Raw genomic sequence first — 18,662 nt, 5'->3', positions numbered from 1 at the left:
AGTCTCCATTCATATGAATAAAAATCCCAATCCCATTAATCGCTCTGCAACGGTTGGTTGTGGAGCACAATTAATACGCCAGTATCCTCGTGGCAACCTGTCAGTTTTAGCGCTTCTTATTTTCGGTATATTAGGCAGTCCCTGCGCTTCAGCTGCCTTTACCCCCGAGGTTATTGGGGAAGAAGTGACAGGGGAAACTCTGGAGTCAGGAGAGACTCAAAATGTCAGAGAGGGCGGCACCGCCAATGATACCACGATTAACGGTGGTGAGCAGTCGGTCAACGATGGCGGCATCGCCAATGACACCACGATTAACGGTGGTCCTCAGTTTGTCGAGGATGGCGGCATCGCCAATGACACCACGATTAACGGTAGTTCTCAGTATGTCTACGGTGGCATCGCCAATAACACCACGATTAACAATTATGGTCGTCAGGATGTCAGATATGACGGCATCGCCAATGACACCACGATTAACAATGATGGTTCTCAGTCTGTCGAGGATGGCGGCATCGCCAATAACACCACGATTAACGATTATGGCCGGCAAGGTGTCTACAATGGCGGTATTGCCAATGACACCACGATTAATAATCGTGGCTGGCAGAAAGTCTACAGTAACGCAATAGCCAACAATACCACCATTAATCACAACGGCCTCTTAGAGGTGGACGCCGGGGGAACACTGACAGGACAGACCATCGTCAACGACCGGGGAACCATGAGAGCTTATGAGGGTGTCATACACAATGAGGGCGAGGTGATTTTCCAGCGTAGCGACGATTACACCCTGAATTTCGACCTCACCGGCACGGGCGGTCTGACACAAAATGGCCCGCACACCCTGACCCTTTCCACCGCCAGCTCCTATTCCGGTGCCACCTCGGTCAATGGCGGTATTATCAAAGCCGGAGCAGACAATGTGTTCAGCGCCAGCTCTGATTATATCACCCAGGCCGGCGGTGCGCTGGATTTGGACGGCTACCACCAGACACTTCAGTCCCTCAATCACGGCGGCACCGTGAACTTTGGTGGACTCGGTGGCAACACCCTGACCATTACCGGCGATTATAGCGGCAATAATGGTCTGCTCAATATGAATTCAGTTTTAGAAGATGACGATTCTGTCACCGATAAACTGATTATCGGTGGCAATACCGCCGGTAACACCTTTGTGCAGGTGAATAATCTGGGGGGCAGCGGCGCGCAGACGTTGAACGGCATTGAGCTGATCACGGTGGGCGGGGTGTCGGAGGGCGAGTTTACTCAGCAGGGACGTATTGTGGCCGGGGCCTATGACTACTATTTAGAGCGCGGCGTTGGCAGCAATAATGCTAACTGGTATCTGAGCAACGCGATCCCGACAGAGACCCCGGAAGTTCCGGGCGAGCCATCTCCCCCACTGGTTGAGCGGCCTGAAGCCAGTGGCTATAGCGCCAACCTGGCGGCGGCCAACAACCTGTTTGTCACTCGCCTGCATGATCGTCTGGGTGAAACTCACTACATTGATGCGCTGACCGGCGAGCAGAAAGTCACCAGTTTGTGGCTGCGTAATGAAGGTGGTCATAACCGTTCACGCGATTCCCAAGACCAACTGCGCACGAAAAGTAACCGCTATGTGATGCAACTGGGCGGTGATATTGCTCAGTGGAGCCACACGGGTGCAGACCGTTTCCATCTGGGGCTGATGGCCGGTTACGGTAACAGCAAAAGTACCAGTGAATCACGCTTGTCAGGCTACAGCGCCCGCGCCTCGGTGGACGGCTACAGCACCGGCGTCTATGGCACCTGGTATGCCAATAGCGCCGATAAAACCGGCTTGTATGTGGACAGCTGGGCGCAATACAGCTGGTTCGATAACACTGTCAATGGTCAGGGTTTGGCGGCTGAAGAGTACAAATCTAAAGGGGTCACCGCCTCGGTGGAAAGTGGCTATACTTTTAAAATCGGTGAGAATGCCGCGAAAAACGCCACGTATTTTATCCAGCCGAAAGCCCAGGTCACCTGGATGGGTGTCAAAGCTGATGAGCATAAAGAAGCCAATGGCACAAATGTCTCTGGCGAAGGCAATGGCAATATCCAGACCCGTCTGGGGGTAAAAGCCTTTATGAATGGCTATGCCGAACAGGATAAGGGCAAAGACCGAGTATTCCAGCCGTTTGTCGAGGCCAACTGGATCCACAACACCAAAGACTTTGGCACCACCCTGGATGGGATCACCGTGAAACAAGCCGGTGCGGCGAATATTGCTGAACTGAAACTGGGTGTGGAAGGCCAGCTAAGCAAGAAAGTCAATCTGTGGGGTAATGTCGGCCAGCAGGTCGGTAATAAAGGCTACAGTGATACGGCAGTCATGTTAGGGGTTAAATATAACTTTTAATACTGACTAACAAATTATCAATAAACAGGCCGGGCAATTACGCCCGGTTTTGTCTTTTAGTTTCAATAAAACAGACTCTAGCGAGATTGACCTAGAACTTATTGGGGCTTGTTGGGGCTTGTTGGGGGTGTACGCCGGAAACCTGGATTTTTCTGCGCCTAGTAATGGCGGGGGCTGTCACACAAACGACCGATTGAGTGGCAATCAGCAAACAACGATTTCCTCCGTTAAAAGTTGTCACATAACCCGTAACTTATTCAACGTAATGAAAACCAGACAGCTTTTAGCTTTGGTGACGGAAATTTCTGGTGTTCCGGTGTACAACCTCATTGAGACAATTTTAGCCTAATTATCCCCCCAGCTATGAGTCAAATCACCCACTATCATTAAAGGTATTGAGGTGATGCGTGCACTACGCAAAGGTCAGGCCTCACCGTTTTATTATGGTGCCCCTTGGGCGAGACACGTCTGGTAAGCAGAGTCTTTGAAATATAAGGCATTTCAATAAGACAAAAGGCTACATCATCGCAAACTTTACAACAGTGCCCATTATTTGCCTCCAGCTTGCATTCCATCTCTGCCAACCCACATTATTTGCCAACGAAGAATGGCCACCGTCAAAGGTGTAACCATACTCGTTTTTGTATTAGCCACCACACAACACCAACCCGTCCCAATACCGTGAATGACCTCGCAAAGTGATTAATAAAACGGCGATTGAACTTGCAGTCGTTAACGGCTAGTGATAGAAGAATATAACTTCACAGATTATCGTGAAGAAGGAATGTACATTACAAAACCGTTAACGAAGGACACCCCATGTCGGAACTTAAATTTGCCACACGCTTGAATTCCTTTGCTTCAGGGGCCTATCTCTACTGGCCAGAATTGCAAGGAAAACCCTCGGTATTGCAAATGATTGAGCGTGCCGGAACGGTCAAGGGATTGAGCCACCTGGATTTAAACTATCCTCAGCATATCAATGAAGATATTAAAACCATGCGTCAGAAAATCGAAGACGTAGGTCTGGCAGTAAATGGCATGCAAATGCGCTGGGATGCACCAGAATTCAAGATAGGCGCCTTCACCAACCCAGATGCCAGGATTCGACGTCAAGCCATCGAGCTAACTAAGCGTGGTATTGATGCTGGCCGTGAATTTGGTGCCAATTTAATGACATTGTGGATGGGGCAGGATGGTTTTGATTACTGCTTCCAGGCCGATTACAAAAAAATCTGGGAAGATGCCGTCAGTGCGGTTCGGGAAATTGCAGAGTATGCCCCAGATATCGATGTCAGCATCGAATACAAACCCAATGAGCCCCGTGCTTACAGCATTTTTCCAAACGTCACCACCTGCTTGCTGGCCGTAGAAGAAGCGGGTTGCGCGAATCTGGGCATTACGCTCGACTTTGCTCACGTACTTTATGCCAATGAGATCCCTGCCTACGCCGCTGCCATGGTAGCCCGCCGCTCACGCCTGCTAGGTCTTGATCTGAACGATGGCTGGGGCAAACGTGATGATGGTTTGATGGCCGCGTCCGTCAACCCGCGGGCGACATTGGAATTCCTCTGGCAGATGCAGCGAGATGGCTATCAGGGAGCCTACTACTTCGATACCTTCCCGGACGCCAGCGGCTTGGATCCGGTACGTGAAGCCGAAACCAATATCGCGACAGTGACCCGTTTACTAACGTTATGCAAGAAACTAGACAACAACCCAGCGTTGATGAACGCCATCAGCAAGCAAGATGCCGTAGCCTCACAGCAAATTGTCAACGACATCATGCTGGCTAAATAGTGCCCGTAACCTGGCGCCTAAGGGTGCCTATTATAATAACTAACAACACCAAGGATAGAAGATGAAAAAGCACTTACTCTCTGTACTCGCCTCTAGCCTATTTTGCACCAGTGTCTATGCTGCCGATTTACCACCACTGCAGTCTGATACCGAACCGGACCGCACAGACTGGACGGAACTGACCGTCAAATATGGCCCCATGCCTGCGGTAGATAGCAAACTGAAAATTGGCGGCGTATCCAAAACGCTCACCAATGAATACTGGCGTTCCCTTGGAGAAGGCTACCAAGCAGCCGCCAAGAAATATGGTATTACCGTGGCCTATCAGGCCGCAGCTAATGAAGACGATCAGCTAGGCCAGTTATCAATCGCGGAAACCTTAATCTCCCAAGGTTTTAATGGCCTACTGGTTTCCCCGCAAACAGACGCCAACCTACAGCCGGCGAATGAAGTAGCCAAAAGTAAAGGCATCCCAGTGGTTAACGTTAACGATGCGGTCATGCCAAGCGCCGCCCATTACGTCGGTAACGTGCAGAAAGACAACGGTGTCCGGGTTGCCAACTGGTTTATCAAACATCATCCAGAAGGTGGAAAAGTCGCAGTGATTGAGGGCCAGGCCGGTGTTTATGCTGCCGCACAGCGCACTAAAGGGTTCAAGGAAACCCTCAATGCCAACGGCAAGTTCTCTATTGTTGCCAGTGTGCCGGCCAACTGGAGTCGTGAAAATGCCTATAACGCCGCCAGCACTATTCTGCAACAGCACCCGGACCTAATTGGCTTCTATGCCAACAATGACGGGATGGCGCTCGGAGTGGTAGAGGCAGTACGCGCACAGGGCAAAACCAACCAGACCGCGGTATTTGGTACCGATGGCATCTCTGATGCCTACGCTTCCATTAAACGCGGAGAGCTAACCGGCACGGTAGACAGTTTCCCTGTGCTGACCGGTGAAGTGGCTATGGAAGTCATGTTGCGCCTGATTGACGGACAGAAGATTTCACGCGTGGTCTCTACCCCACAAGCCTTGATCACCAAAGAAAATGCGGACGCTTTCTCAACGAAAGATAACGAGAAACTGCGCCAGTTGCTTGCACAACAATAAGTCAGGCTATGGAGGGTTTATGGAACAGTTTTGTTTAACGATGCGTGGCATCAATAAAACCTACGGCAACGCAGCCGCAGTTCAGGATGTGGACTTTTCGGTAAAGTATGGAGAAGTCCATGCCTTAATCGGTGAAAACGGGGCCGGGAAATCGACACTGTTGAATATTCTCTCTGGGGTACGGGCGGCAGATTCTGGCGAAATTAAAGTGGATGGGCAAGTCATCCAGATGAAAACCCCACTATCTGCTCGTCAGGCGGGTATCGCCATGATTCACCAGGAACTGCAGCATGTTCCTGAACTCTCCGTAGCGCAAAATATGTTCCTTGGGCGACCATTGACGCAATGCCAGGGCCTATTCGTGGATAAGAAAGCCCAGTACGCACGGGCCAAAGCGATCCTTAGGCGGCTCGACCCTACCATCGATCCCAACGAGCCGATCAAGAATCTGAAAGTTTCCCAACAACAGATTGTGGAGATAGCCAGAGCGTTGCTTGATGAGGCAAAAATCATTGCCATGGACGAACCCACATCAAGTCTGACGCCGCGCGAATTCGAGCGGTTGGCAGAATTGATCGCTGATCTTAAATCGATGAACGTCTCATTGATTTATGTCTCTCATAAAATGAATGAGATCTTTAAAGTCTGCGATCGAGCCACAATTTTGCGCGACGGTAAACAGGTCGGCGTAGTGAATATTTGCGACGAAACGGAAGAAACCATTGTGACCAAAATGGTGGGGCGCAAAATTGAGAAAGTGCTGCACCAATCTTTTGTCACTGATAAAGAGATCTTGCGAATCGAAGGGCTTGGGCGCGACAAAACCGTCTTGCCAGCCAGCTTCACCGTACAGGCGGGTGAAGTGCTGGGGATTGCAGGTTTGGTAGGGGCCGGGCGAACCGAACTGCTGAAATTGATTGCCGGTATTGACACCAAGAGCAGTGGCCAGGTGTTGATTGAAGGTTCGCCGGTGAAAAATCTCAATGTCAGCTCTGCCATTCGAGCAGGTATTGGACTGGTGCCAGAAGATCGTAAGAAAGAAGGCATCATCAAAGAACGTGCAGTGAAGATGAATATAGCGCTCCCTTCAATGCGCCACTTCACCCGCTACGGGTTGATAAAGAAAGCAAGATTGAATCAGTTGGCGCTAGAAGTCATGACCGACTTAAACCTACGCCCGCTGAATATAGAAAAACCCATCGGCACATTAAGCGGTGGCAACCAGCAAAAAGTGATTATTGGCCGCTGGGTGGCTGCAGATAACAAAGTTTTTCTGTTTGATGAGCCCACCAGAGGGATCGATATTGGTGCCAAGTCTGAAATTTATAATTTAATCGAGAAATTAGCCAGGCAAGGTAAAGCTATTGTGGTGGTTTCCTCTGAAATGCCAGAAATCATTCGCATCTCCGATCGGGTATTGGTGATGCGTGAGGGGAAAATCACCATGGAACTTAAAGGCGACGATATTACAGAAGAGAATATCGCTCGTTATGCGATTAACGATCTGAATTAAAAAACTTCTGTAACTTACATTTATTTTTAAGGCCATTATTATGATGACACAGGGTAATACTCAGCCTAAAGAACCGTCCTCAACGTTATTTAAGTTTAATCTGCGTGATGCAGGCACGCTTATTGGTTTACTGATTATTGTGGTTACCTTTTCGCTACTCACACCGGGTTTTTTAACCGTGCCTAATCTGTTGAATATACTTCAGCAGTCTTCAATTAACGGCATTATCGCGCTTGGTATGACGCTGGTGATTATCTCTGGCGGTATTGATCTCTCGGTTGGCCCGACCGCAGCTTTATCGGCAGTTCTGGGTGCGACCTTGATGGTAGCGGGCGTGCCGATACCGTTAGCCGTAATGGCCACCTTAGGCGTTGGCGCCTTGTGTGGCGTATTCAGCGGTACATTGATTGCTTACGCCGGATTACAGCCCTTCATCGTTACCCTGGGTGGGTTATCACTGTTTCGCGCTATGGCGCTGATTTTTACCAACGGTAACCCTGTTTTTGGTATCCCGATGGAGTTCCGCAATTTCATCAACAGTGAGATATTCGGTGTACCAAGTCCGATCATCATTGTCGTTACCCTCGCTGTTATCCTGTGGGTTGTCATGAATAAAACCCCGCTAGGTGAATATATTCTCGCCGTCGGTGGTAATGAAGAAGCGGCTCGTGTAGCCGGTGTGCCAGTTAAACGAACCAAAGTCACCGTCTTTGTGATTTCCGGGTTATTAGCCTCGCTGGCCTCACTGATTTTGATTGGCCGTCTGGGCGCTGCCGAACCCACCATGGGGAATTTATGGGAGCTTGATGCAATCGCCGCAGCCGCTATTGGTGGGGCTTCGCTGATGGGGGGGAAAGGCAGCATTATCGGCACGCTGGTCGGTGCCATCATCCTTGGATCGTTACGTAACGGATTGACACTTCTTAATATTCAGGCCTTTTATCAATTGCTTGCTACTGGCCTTATTATTATCATAGCTATGTTGATTGACCGAGCCACACGAGGCAAGTAATGAAGCAAGATCCGCGAGCAATAGGCGCTCAGATTCGCATGAGATTGCCACAACTGACGCCACTGGAAAGAAAAGTAGTGGACTCAATCACCTCTAAAACTGATTTATCAGAGCAGACTTCATTAAAAGAGATTGCGCTGGAAAATAAAGTTTCTGAGGCCATGGTGGTAAAGCTGGCTAAAAAACTCAACTTCTCAGGGTTTCGGGAATTTAGAAGTAGTTTAATTGATTATAACTATTCTGAAGTGGCCAGTTTGCATGCAGAAATTGAACCTGATGACTCGTCGGAACAATTACTGGAAAAGGTATTCAGGACCTCTATTCAGGCAATAGAAGAAACCATTTCTATTCTGGATGTTTCTGAATTTAACCGCGCTGCAGATATTCTGTTTAAAGCACGGCACATCGATCTCTATGCCGTAGGCGGTTCAGCCACCGTCGCGCGTGATCTGTCACATAAGCTGCTGAAAATCGGTATTAAAACAGCAGTATACGATGATGCCCATACCATGCTGATGTCTGCGGCGATCTTATCGGATGATGATACAGTCATAGCAATCAGCCATTCCGGCGCTACTCGTGCGGTCAACGATCCTATTAAGTTAGCGGCACGTAACGGGGCCAAAGTGATTGCTATCACCAATTATGCCGAGTCACCCATTGCGCGTAATGCGCATGTGGTTCTCAATTCAACCTCACAGGGTTCGCATTTGCTTGGGGAAAACGCCGCAGCACGCATTGCTCAGCTTAATATCCTGGATGCACTGTTTGTCGCGATTGCAAAAAAAGATTTGAAAAAGGCTGAAAAGAATCTGATGAAAACCCAGCAGGCGGTTCGCTCACTAAGAGAGTACTAGCATGAATAAGATCGTAGTCACTGGCAGTCTTCATTATGACATTATGCTGCAAGCCCCCCACCGGCCAGAAAAAGGCGAAACGGTAATCGGCAGCAGCTGTACGTATAAATTCGGTGGCAAAGGTGGCAATCAGGCGGTTTCGGCAGCCATTGCAGGTGCACAGGTGAGTTTTGTTGGCGCAGTTGGTGCCGATGACCCAGGTAAGTTCCTGCTCTCTGTACTGCAAAATAATGGGGTTGATACCCAGCAGGTTAAAGTCATTACCACAGTTCCTTCTGGCATGAGCGTCGCTATTATGGATGCCGAAGGGGATTACGGCGCCGTCGTGGTTTCCAATGCCAATAACTGGATTGACTCCCAACAACTGGCTGAAGAGGCTTTGTGGCAAGATGTTGGCATGCTACTGCTTCAAAATGAAGTCCCCGAAGCGGTGAATCTGCAAGCGGCTACAGAAGCCAGAAAACATGGCGCACTGGTTTGCCTGAATGCCGCTCCGGCCCGAGTGCTAAGCGCCCCGCTACAAGCCTGCATCGATCTGCTGGTAGTCAACGCAGTTGAAGCCAGAGATCTCAGTGGTATTGCGGTCAACAGTCTGCAACAAGCCTGCACGGCGGCAGAGGCATTGGGTGGCAGCTTTAAGGCCGTTGTCGTCACCGCCGGTGAACATGGAGTTGCCTTCTGTGAGAGGGGAAAAAGCAGCCAATCTTTGCCCGCACAAAAAATTGAGCTGATCAGTACCCACGGTGCCGGGGATTGCTTTATGGGTATGCTGTGCGCTTCATTACTGCAAGAGCAACCTTTGGCACAAGCCGTAGCGAACGCTAATCAGGCCGCCGCAGAGCACGTTTCTCGAAAATCTTCCTGAACTCAACCCCTTTCCCAAGCGGAAGGGGTATAAAATTCACAGGAATGAGATGAACGCCTCCCAACTATTTAACAACGGCGAAGGATTCGGCAAGTGAGGTGTGGATCCTTGCAGATTTCCGGCATCATGGTGCCCAATACGGGAGTAGTTGTAACGGCTTGCAATCGAAAACCGTCTGACCTGCAAACAACGGCGGTTTTCAACCCATATTAGGTGATTTTCACAAAGCCTTAAGCCTAGATTAAATGACAATCAACCCACATTATTTACCTCCAGCCTGCATTGCATCTCTGCCAACCCACATTATCTGCCAACGAAGAATGGTCACCATCAAAGGGGTAAGCCTGCTGCCAGCATCCGGTTTCTCAGGTCTGTTGTCCGACCTGCTTCCAGGGGGCTTGTTGCAAAAAATGGAATTGTCATGAAGACTGAGGCTATTCATTCCTTCTTCAGTAACCCCACATGACTCCTAACGATTTCAAATGGAAGCATTTTGCTCCCGAGAGCATCCTGTGGTGCTTACGTTGATATGGTTCAACCCCGATGAGTTATGCCAATGTCAGCGATATACTGGCAGAGCGTGGGATTTCCGTTCATCGCTCTACTATTTACCGTTGGTTTATTGAATATGCACCGGTATTACGTAAGAAGTTGAAACGATATCAATTCACTTACCCCGACTCCTCATGGCAACTTGATGAAACCTATATCAAAGTCAACGGAAAATGGTTTTATCTCTATCGCACCATCAATAAGCATGGCACCACATTAGATTTTTACTTTTCACCTAAACGAAATAAAAACGCCGCCTATTAATTTCTTAAGCGAGTGCTAAAACCTTATCCTACTGAGAAACAGCCTAAAACGCTCAATACCGATAAACATTCATCATACGGTTACGCTATCACTCGTTTAATCAAAGAAGGAAAGCTGCGGGATGATGCAAAACAACGGCAAGTTAAATACCTGAACAACCGAATAGAGTCTGACCATGCCCATCAAAAAATGAGTGGAAGCAGCCAGCAGTTTCAAAAAACCAAACCGAGCCTGGTCAACGCTGCAGGGATTTGAAACGTTGCGACGACTAAATAAAGGCCAGTTTGATATTTGGCTACGCCGAGACGACCAGAATGTTCGGGTACAGGAAAGAGCTACCTTTATAAATTGCCTTTTTAATATTGAGACGGTTTTAGCCTAATACTCCTCTTTGTTTATGAGTAAAATCACCCGCTATCATTATTTGCAACAAGCCCAAAAATAGGTAGCCCTCATTCTTTCGTCTTCTTTCCGTTACTGCGACAGAGCCTTTTTTGGCCTGTAATTTGAGAGTGGGTTCACTGCTTAGTTAAGAGCCCTGCTGCATAACCTGAGCTAAGGTGATTGCACGGATGACTATTGCCCGGTCGACCTCAGGGTTGTCACTGTCCAGTAACCGCTGCCAAATAGTGATGGCTTCAGCATAGTGAGCATGGCTAAAATTATCATTGGCTTGTAACATCAACGCGGTGTATTGCAATGGCTCTTTGGTTAGCGCCTGTTGTAACCAATAGTGCACATCAGAGGTCATTTTTTGCCCTGACTGGTAATAAAAGACCACTGCCCGAGCCGCATCGAGCGCGGCACTGCTCCCCTGTAGACGTTCGGCCTGCTGTAAGGCAACCAGTGCATCCTCAAACTCATTACCATATAGATAATATTGCGCCAAACTGAACCACAGCTCGCCCTTATCAGGCGCCTGACGAATGCGCTGTTGCAATCGAAACAAGGTAGGGTCACCACTCTGTTTATCCAGCATGGTATTCAGTCGTGTCGCTTCTTGCTGGCGTAAAACCTCCTGCTGTACCGCTGTATAGTGGCCTAATTGTTGATACCCCAGCAAGATAAGCGCCAAGACCAACAGACTGAACCCGAACGGCCAACGCCAACTCAGACGACCATGCTGCACCAGCCAGGGCCTCCATATTCCCATCACAATCAAGAGCAAAAAGATTGCCAGCCCGAATGCCAATATCATCAGCGCGAACCTCTTGAATCTGAGGCCGAGCGGCTTCTTATTCTTAAAACCAACCCGCCCAGTATGCCGATTAACAACACACCAGGCCCAAACCACAGTACCCAGGTCGCGCTGCGCAGTGGGGGACGATAAAGCACAAAATCACCATAGCGCTGGGTCATTAATGTCAAAATCTCCGCTGAGCTGTGCCCTGACTCCACTAATTGATAAACCTCCAAACGCAAATCCTGTGCAATTGGGGATGTTGATTCCAATAAGTTTTGATTCTGACATTGTGGGCAACGCAGCTCTTTTGCCAGGGTTAATGCCTGCTGTTGATTTTGTGGCGAACTAAAATGGTAGGTATCCACCAAATCAGCAACTACCCAAGGTGAAAATAATAGAGATAACATCAGCAAAACGGCTTTCATGGCGTATCTACCTTAGCGAATTGCACCAATAGCGGCATAAATTGTTGCTGCCATATCTCTGCAGTCATTTCTCCCGCATAACGCTGACGAATAATCCCATTAGCATCAATTAGCCAGGTTTCGGGGGTGCCATACACACCCATTGCCAAGGCCAAAGTGCCTTGTGGATCATAGAGATTCTGTTGATAAGGATTGCCATAGCGCTGCAATGTATTCAGCGCCGCCTGACGAGAGTCTCGGTAATTCAGCCCATAGAACTGAACCCCATTCAAGCTGCTGGCAATCTGCCCTAATGCCGCCAGTTCTTGCTTGCAACTGGCACACCAACTGGCCCAGACATTAATCACGGTCACTTTGCCCAGCAGTTGCTCCCTGGTTAGATTTTGTTTCGGCTGCTGAAGCTCAGATAAAGAAAAAGCCGGGAATGGCAGGTTTTGCTCGGCTAACTCAATGCGATGTGGGTCGCGATTTAAACCGCTATAAAGCACGATACCCAAGATTAGGGCCAGTAGAGGGACAATCAGCCAAGGCAATCGTTGTTTCATTGATCCTCCGAACACGCATTGGCATCGCGAATCCGTTGCCATAACGCCAGTAACCCACCCAATACCATCATTAGAGCGCCGCCCCAAATCCAGCTCACCATGGGCTTATGATATAGACGCACGCTGTACTCTCCAGCCCCCAGATTGTCTCCCAAAACGGCATAAAAATCGGCCGCCAGACCGCTGACGATTGCCGGTTCAATCATCAGCATTTCACGGGCTCGATAGTGCCGCCGCTCAGGAAGCAGTGTCGCGACCGGTCGTCCATTCTGGCTGACAATGATATGTGCCCGCTCGCTAGTATAGTTAGGGCCAACTAATAACTCAGTTTGCTGATAAGTGAATTGATAGCCCGCTAATGTGGCCTGCCGACCAGGTGACATGCGACTACCCTGCTCCACCGAGTGATACGAAGCAAATAACATACCCAGTAAGCTTATGGCGACACCACCATGCATCAGCCATGATCGCCAACGTATTGTTGGGGCAAACATCGGAGCCAATAATGCCCATAAAGCCAATGTGACGCCCGGTACCATTTCCAACTGCCAATCTGTATCCAACACACCTGAGCTGAGTAACCCGCCGCAAATGGCTAACAATGCCGGAACCGCAATACGCCAACCGTGCGGTGTTGGGCTTTGCTGCCAGTGAGCAAAGGGAGCCCATCCCATCAGCAATAACAGCAACAACACGAAAGGTGTCAGTGTTAAGTTAAAATAAGGTGCGCCGACCGACAGCGAACCCAGCCCTAATGCACTGAAAATCAAAGGATACAATGTGCCAATCAACACGGTGATAGCGGCAATGCTCAACAACACTAATGCAGCCAAAAGCAGTGTTTCTAATGAGAAAAGCTTGAAGTTGGCTGAGGGATTATTCCCCTGAATCCGCAAGGCAAACAGAGATAATGAAACCAATGTCACGGTGCCAAATAACGCCAGTAGCGCCTCGCCACGGGCCGCATCCACAGCAAAAGCATGAACAGAGGTCAATACGCCAGATCGGACGATAAAAGTTCCCAACAAACAAAGCTGGAAGGTGACCAATGACAGCAAAATACCCCATTGATGATATAAGTCGCGCCGCGCACTGATAGCCAACACGTGCAATAAGGCCGTTCCAGTGAGCCAAGGCAACAATGACGCATTTTCCACTGGATCCCAAAACCACCATCCCCCCCAACCCAATTCGCTGTATGCCCACCAGGCGCCTAACAAAATGCCGATAGTCAGTAGACTCCAGGCACCCAGCACCCACGGGCGGCAATAGCGCGCCATATTCTGGCCCCGAGTCCCCTCAAGTAAGGTTGCGCACGCGAAAGCAAAGCTGATAGCAAAACCGCTATAGCCCAGATACAGCAAAGGAGGATGAAATATCAGCGCCAGATCCTGCAACATGGGGTTCAAATCACGCCCCTCTGCAAGCATGGGAAAAAGTCGTTCAAACGGATTGGAGAAAAAGAGGATAAATAGGCTCAAGATAACCAGCAGCCACCCCAGCACCCCCAGCGAGCGGGCAAAAAATCGCAATGGGAAATGGCGGCGAAACAAGGTTAGTGCGCTACTCCATAAGCTCAGTGCGAACAGCAAAAACAGCATGGAGCCTTCATGCCCGCCCCAGATTGCCGCTATCTTATAAAACAGTGGGAGTTGGCTGTTACTGTGCTGTGCAACATATAACACAGAGAAATCATCAGTCACCAAGCTCCAGCCCAACGACACTATGGCCAGTAAGATAAATAAGGTCGCGCCGTAACTCAGCGACGCTAACCAATACAGCAAAGGTAAGCGCCGCCCATGCAAAGCAATAAAAGGCACACAACCGAGCAACAGCGCCAGTGACGCCGCGGTCAGCAGTGACAACAGCCCCAACTCACCTACCATACAATATTGCCTGCCTCATTAAATCTCATCCATTAAGCAACGGTCATCTGGCCGGCATAAAGGATGAAAAAGCGTAATACGAAAACGCCAAACAAACTTAAGCCAGACATCATCAGCAGGTAGGAAACCCGGTGGCGAATGTGATAACTGCAATAGCGGTTTAACGCCATTGGCAGCACCATGCCGCAGCCAATAACCCAAAACCAGAACATCAGCGCCCAGAAGCCGCCGCCGAGTGCAACTCCCACGGCCACTTCTTTTTGTCCCCCGCCAAACCAGAGTCCGGTAAAGAATGCTAACAGTAAAAACAGCTCCAGCCAGACCACCGGTTTTTCTAACCGATGGACAAAAGCCAGTGCCGGGCTGTGAATCGGCTCTTTAAAAAATGCCACCGAGCACAGCACCATTGCGGCGATACCGGAAGAGACCCCCGAGAACAGGAATAATACCGGCAATACCGGATTATTCAGCAAAGGGTAACTCTTCAGTGCCGATAACAGAAAACCGGTATAAGCCCCTAAAGCCACCGCCAGAAACATCATCAGTGGCTCTAGTTTGCGTTCAAAGGGCGCCAACCGATTCAGCACCACGCTCACCCAAGTCAATTTTGGGTAGGGTTGCAATAAGGCGGTCAGCCAGTGGCGAAATATCACTGCCAGCCATACCAATAACACCAACATATAGATTTGGAACAGCATGACCCCCAGTGACATCACTGAACTGGTACTGTAGAAAAACATCAGTTTCCAGAAGGTCCACGGCCGGGTGAGGTGCAGAATCAAGATAAACAAACCGAAGATCACCGCCAGTGGCGCGATAATCGCCGTAGATTTGAGTAGCCCGCTTTGCGCGGCATCGTCCCCTAACACTCGCCGCTTGACCAACAGGCTAACCACTACCATGCCAGCAGAAACACCTATCAAAAACAGATAGATAGCAATCGGCCAGTCCCAAACTAATGATTCAAAATGAAATGGCGTATTCAGTTCAGGATTCATCCGGTTATCTCCCCATACTGGAAAGGAACACGATACAGTTTTGGTTGTGTTCCCAGATGTAACTTGGCGCGATATACCGTGCGCTGATGCAACAGCTTCACCAGTTCACTATCAGGATCGTCCAGATTGCCAAAGGTCAGCGCTTTAGTTGGGCACGACAGCACGCAAGCCGGTTGTTTCCCCTGTTTGAGATTGGTTTTCCGGCAAAAATCGCATTTGTCGGCAGTTTTCGTCACCGGATGAATAAAACGCACCCGATACGGACAAGCTGCAATGCAATATTGGCACCCGACACAAAGGTCAGGATCAACATCAACAATCCCGGTTTTTTTATCTCGATAAGAGGCACCCGTTGGGCAGACATCCACACAAGGGGCCTTATCACAGTGCTGGCAAGAATGACGGTAAAACTGATATTTCACCGATGGAAACTCGCCAATTGGCTGACTCCGGATAATATTTAACCGCGAGACACCCTCGGGCACATGATTGACTTCTCGACAGGCGTCCATACAGGCGGTACACCCAATACAGCGGGTTTCATCATGCAACATGCCGTAACGAACGCCATCGACAGTGCCGCTAAGTGCCAGTGAACGCCCGGTTGAACCGGTCATGAAAATCAGTGCCCCCATACTGACGATAAAGTGACGACGATTGGTATTCATGGCGCGTCCTTCGGTATCAGCTCCTGCTGGCGGCGATGACAATCCACACAGATTTTGACCCGCCCCTTGTCATCAAGACCGTGCATCGGATCTGTTTTAGGGTGCAACTGATGGCAATTGACGCAGGAAAGTTTCAACATATGCACATCATGTGGCCAGAATGCTTCACGTAATTTTTCTGGCTGATGGCAACTCATGCAGACACTGTTTTGTTGGGACACGCTGAACATTGCCTTATCGGTATTCAACATATCGCTATTAAAACGCATCACATCTTTGACGCCATTGCGGTGTAATACCGAGGCCTTACCGTGGCAATTGGTGCAGGTGACCGCTAATTGTGTATTGGGATTTACTGCGCCAGCATGCTTGCCGTGCAACTCATCTTTTTGCTCTTTATGACATTGGACACAGGCCGCATCTGGATTACGCTGCGGTTCAACCACATGACGTGCATCTACTGTTTTTGGCACCGTTATTTTCGATGCAGCGGCCTGTGTTGTGGCGAATGTAGGCAGCGTGCACAGGGTCAATACTGCCAGCAACACCGCGTGACAGAATGAACGTAAAACGCGCATAGTTATTCCACCTTTGCTATGGCCCCAATCAGGGGCCAGTTTATCCCTGGAATAGCTCCGGAAGGCTTTATCTCCGCACCGGAACGCTTCTTACTGGCTCAAACGGCCCGCTTTTCTGGCTTGTTCATCCCAGGCGGGCACCACTTGTTGCAGGAACTCCTGCTTCTCACTGTTCAACTTATCCATATCCATCCCCAGAGCTTGTTGCGCCTTGAGTTTGGTTGAAATGTCCGGCAGTGGAATTTCGTGGCTAATCCCTTTGGTGGCCAGCAAGCGCGCCAGTTTGGTTCGAGCATCAGCGGCTCTATTCAACGCGCCGCCGAGTACACTCAGACCCACATCAGGTGCATGCATATGAATACCGTGGGACGCGATGGCATAATCCCAACGCCACTGGGCATGGCGGATATCTTGCAAAATAGGCTTCATTTCCAGCTCAGTCGCGCCGGCATCCCAGGCCGCTTTCGCCTCGTAATGCGCATGAACCAGTTGTTTCTCAACATTCTGTTTCAGTTCCTGAATACTGGCTTTGCGTTCAGCCACAATGTCTTGCAAGGTTTTCTTGTCTTGGGTATGGCAATTAACACACGTAGTTTCGAAGCTATCGAATGGATTGCGGATCTGGTGATCGGTATACACTTTGCCGTCCGCATTTTGGATTTTCGGCATATGGCAATCGATGCAACTGACATTATTTTTACCGTGAATGCCTGCCCGCCAGGTTTCGTACTCTGGGTGTTGGGCTTTTAGCATCGGGGTTTTGGAAAGGGGATGGACCCAATCAGAGAAAGCGATTTCATCGTAATATTCCTCCATGGACCCCACATCGGTACCTTTATCCCATGGGAATTTCACTGCTTTATCTTTACCGGCAAAGTGATATTCAACATGGCATTGGCTGCACACCATGGATTGTTGATCCAAGCGGCTGGCATGCTCGAAAGGTTTATTGATAGATTGTAGTGCGCGCTCAGTATAAGGACGAGAGATCACCAGTGCGGGCTTTCCAGCGGCAAAATCAGCCGTGGCAGTATCATGGCAATCGGCACATCCTAGCTGGTTGACAACTTCCGGGCCGCCCCTGGCCCAGGTCCCTTTGAAGTACCCTTCTTCACCCTGTTCATTAATCATGCGGGCGACATCCGGGCTTTTACAGCTCCAGCAGGCCATCGGCAATGGGCCGTCTTCTGCGGTTTTCGGTGCGCCAGTACGCAATGTTTCCCGCACGTCAGTTACGGCATAAGCATGTCCACGAGGTTTATTATAATCTTTCGCAAAGGGGTAACCTGCCCACAAAATGACTAGGTTTGGATCTTCCGCCAGAGCATCTTCTCGTGGTCCACTCTCTTTGGTTTTCAACCAAGAGGTGAATTGATCAGCATGCTGCTCTGCGAATTTATCATTGCGGGCTTCAATCGGCGGCGTAGGTGCAGCCGACAGAGAAAATATCCCACCTATTGCCAAAAAAGCCACTATCCCTACCGACAACCGCCTTATAAATTTGCTCACAATATATACTCCAGTGTGTTTTTCCATACCGGACGTAGCCAGTGCCCGCACCAGATAGCCATTTTTTTTATTTTAAATCCCACAAAAAGCATTCAGCCAAGAGAGACCAATAACAGAGATCACCCTGCGGGATTAGGCAGATAGTATGGATAATTGGGTATAAAAGGTTTGTTGTAGTAAGAATGCTTGTTTTAGATCAAACAATTTTTGTGTGGGTATTCACTTTTATGAAGCAGTTCAAAAAATCTCACCTCATCGATCAAATATTACATTAAATCAATTGCATACCTCTTTATAGGTAGATAGTGACTAGACTACTGAGCTGGGTGAAAATAATCATCGCTTATTACCGAGCTTGTTACCTAGAGCTAAGGCTAGAACAATGACAGTAGATATTGGTGAGGGACTTCGCGACTTCGTAGACTCGCAGGTGAGTTCTGGTGATTATAGAACTCAAAGTGAAGTGCTTCGAGATGCTTTGCGTTTATTGCGTGAAAAGCAGGCTGAATCCCACTGACAATCATG

15 protein-coding genes and 3 pseudogenes are annotated in these 18,662 nt (G+C 49.2%); 10 read left to right on the top strand and 8 right to left on the bottom strand.

Going from position 1 to position 18,662, the window contains the following annotated elements; genetic code table 11:
- The first annotated feature begins 13 nt into the window (after window positions 1-13).
- From DJ58_RS0121555 to DJ58_RS22165, 9 genes and pseudogenes are all read left to right on the top strand, one after another.
- The gene (locus DJ58_RS0121555) at window positions 14-2,380 is read left to right on the top strand and encodes an autotransporter outer membrane beta-barrel domain-containing protein (RefSeq protein WP_072013965.1); all 2,367 of its coding nucleotides are present in this window, start codon (window positions 14-16) and stop codon (window positions 2,378-2,380) included.
- Between the two features lie 385 nt (window positions 2,381-2,765).
- Window positions 2,766-2,875, top strand: a pseudogene (locus tag DJ58_RS23330) (IS6 family transposase); the annotation flags it as partial.
- A gap of 324 nt (window positions 2,876-3,199) precedes the next feature.
- The gene (locus tag DJ58_RS17940; RefSeq protein WP_004711955.1) at window positions 3,200-4,180 is read left to right on the top strand and encodes a TIM barrel protein; all 981 of its coding nucleotides are present in this window, start codon (window positions 3,200-3,202) and stop codon (window positions 4,178-4,180) included.
- 61 nt (window positions 4,181-4,241) lie between these two features.
- Window positions 4,242-5,282, top strand: a complete 1,041-nt coding sequence (locus DJ58_RS17945) for a sugar ABC transporter substrate-binding protein (protein WP_004711957.1) — start codon at window positions 4,242-4,244, stop codon at window positions 5,280-5,282.
- A gap of 19 nt (window positions 5,283-5,301) precedes the next feature.
- Window positions 5,302-6,795 (top strand): sugar ABC transporter ATP-binding protein, encoded by a 1,494-nt coding sequence (locus DJ58_RS17950; RefSeq protein WP_004711959.1) that lies wholly within the window; start codon window positions 5,302-5,304, stop codon window positions 6,793-6,795.
- Between the two features lie 40 nt (window positions 6,796-6,835).
- Window positions 6,836-7,807 (top strand): ABC transporter permease, encoded by a 972-nt coding sequence (locus tag DJ58_RS17955; RefSeq protein WP_004711961.1) that lies wholly within the window; start codon window positions 6,836-6,838, stop codon window positions 7,805-7,807.
- Entirely contained in the window at window positions 7,807-8,664 is an 858-nt protein-coding gene (locus tag DJ58_RS17960; protein WP_032911820.1) for a MurR/RpiR family transcriptional regulator, read from the top strand. The genes DJ58_RS17955 and DJ58_RS17960 overlap by 1 nt, the downstream gene beginning before the upstream one ends.
- A gap of 1 nt (window position 8,665) precedes the next feature.
- On the top strand, window positions 8,666-9,529 hold the full coding sequence (locus tag DJ58_RS17965; RefSeq protein WP_004711962.1) for a ribokinase: 864 nt from the start codon (window positions 8,666-8,668) through the stop codon (window positions 9,527-9,529).
- A 462-nt stretch (window positions 9,530-9,991) separates the two neighbouring features.
- Window positions 9,992-10,727, top strand: a pseudogene (locus DJ58_RS22165) (IS6 family transposase).
- Between the two features lie 147 nt (window positions 10,728-10,874).
- Here DJ58_RS22165 and DJ58_RS17975 read toward each other — a convergent pair.
- The 8 genes from DJ58_RS17975 to nrfA form a co-directional block, all read right to left on the bottom strand.
- Window positions 10,875-11,543 carry a TPR domain-containing protein gene (locus DJ58_RS17975; RefSeq protein WP_004711970.1) on the bottom strand — a complete coding sequence of 223 codons (669 nt, stop codon included), beginning with the start codon at window positions 11,541-11,543 and terminating at the stop codon, window positions 10,875-10,877.
- Window positions 11,543-11,953 carry a heme lyase NrfEFG subunit NrfF gene (gene nrfF / locus DJ58_RS17980; RefSeq protein ID WP_032911823.1) on the bottom strand — a complete coding sequence of 137 codons (411 nt, stop codon included), beginning with the start codon at window positions 11,951-11,953 and terminating at the stop codon, window positions 11,543-11,545. The genes DJ58_RS17975 and nrfF overlap by 1 nt, the downstream gene beginning before the upstream one ends.
- On the bottom strand, window positions 11,950-12,498 hold the full coding sequence (locus DJ58_RS17985; protein ID WP_032911824.1) for a DsbE family thiol:disulfide interchange protein: 549 nt from the start codon (window positions 12,496-12,498) through the stop codon (window positions 11,950-11,952). The genes nrfF and DJ58_RS17985 overlap by 4 nt, the downstream gene beginning before the upstream one ends.
- Window positions 12,495-14,384 (bottom strand): heme lyase CcmF/NrfE family subunit, encoded by a 1,890-nt coding sequence (locus DJ58_RS17990; RefSeq protein WP_004711975.1) that lies wholly within the window; start codon window positions 14,382-14,384, stop codon window positions 12,495-12,497. Before DJ58_RS17990 ends, DJ58_RS17985 begins: the two co-directional genes overlap by 4 nt.
- Before the next feature lie 32 nt (window positions 14,385-14,416).
- Window positions 14,417-15,382, bottom strand: a complete 966-nt coding sequence (gene nrfD / locus DJ58_RS17995; protein ID WP_032911826.1) for a cytochrome c nitrite reductase subunit NrfD — start codon at window positions 15,380-15,382, stop codon at window positions 14,417-14,419.
- Window positions 15,379-16,050: a cytochrome c nitrite reductase Fe-S protein gene (nrfC, locus tag DJ58_RS18000; protein WP_032911828.1), complete on the bottom strand. Its 672-nt coding sequence runs from the start codon at window positions 16,048-16,050 to the stop codon at window positions 15,379-15,381. Before nrfC ends, nrfD begins: the two co-directional genes overlap by 4 nt.
- A complete protein-coding gene (gene nrfB / locus DJ58_RS18005) occupies window positions 16,047-16,628 on the bottom strand; it encodes a cytochrome c nitrite reductase pentaheme subunit (protein ID WP_032911829.1) in 582 nt (193 codons plus the stop codon). The genes nrfC and nrfB overlap by 4 nt, the downstream gene beginning before the upstream one ends.
- Window positions 16,629-16,718: 90 nt before the next feature.
- Window positions 16,719-18,164: an ammonia-forming nitrite reductase cytochrome c552 subunit gene (nrfA, locus tag DJ58_RS18010; protein WP_050413916.1), complete on the bottom strand. Its 1,446-nt coding sequence runs from the start codon at window positions 18,162-18,164 to the stop codon at window positions 16,719-16,721.
- Between the two features lie 355 nt (window positions 18,165-18,519).
- Between nrfA and DJ58_RS23090 the strand changes: the two are divergent.
- Window positions 18,520-18,648: pseudogene (locus tag DJ58_RS23090) on the top strand (type II toxin-antitoxin system ParD family antitoxin); the annotation flags it as partial.
- Between the last annotated feature and the right edge of the window lie 14 nt (window positions 18,649-18,662).

It is taken from the genome of Yersinia frederiksenii ATCC 33641, from assembly GCF_000754805.1.
GTDB classification, from domain to species: Bacteria; Pseudomonadota; Gammaproteobacteria; order Enterobacterales; family Enterobacteriaceae; genus Yersinia; species Yersinia frederiksenii.
Note: the sequence above shows the minus strand (reverse complement) of the source record. Positions and strands in the feature narration are given on the sequence as shown.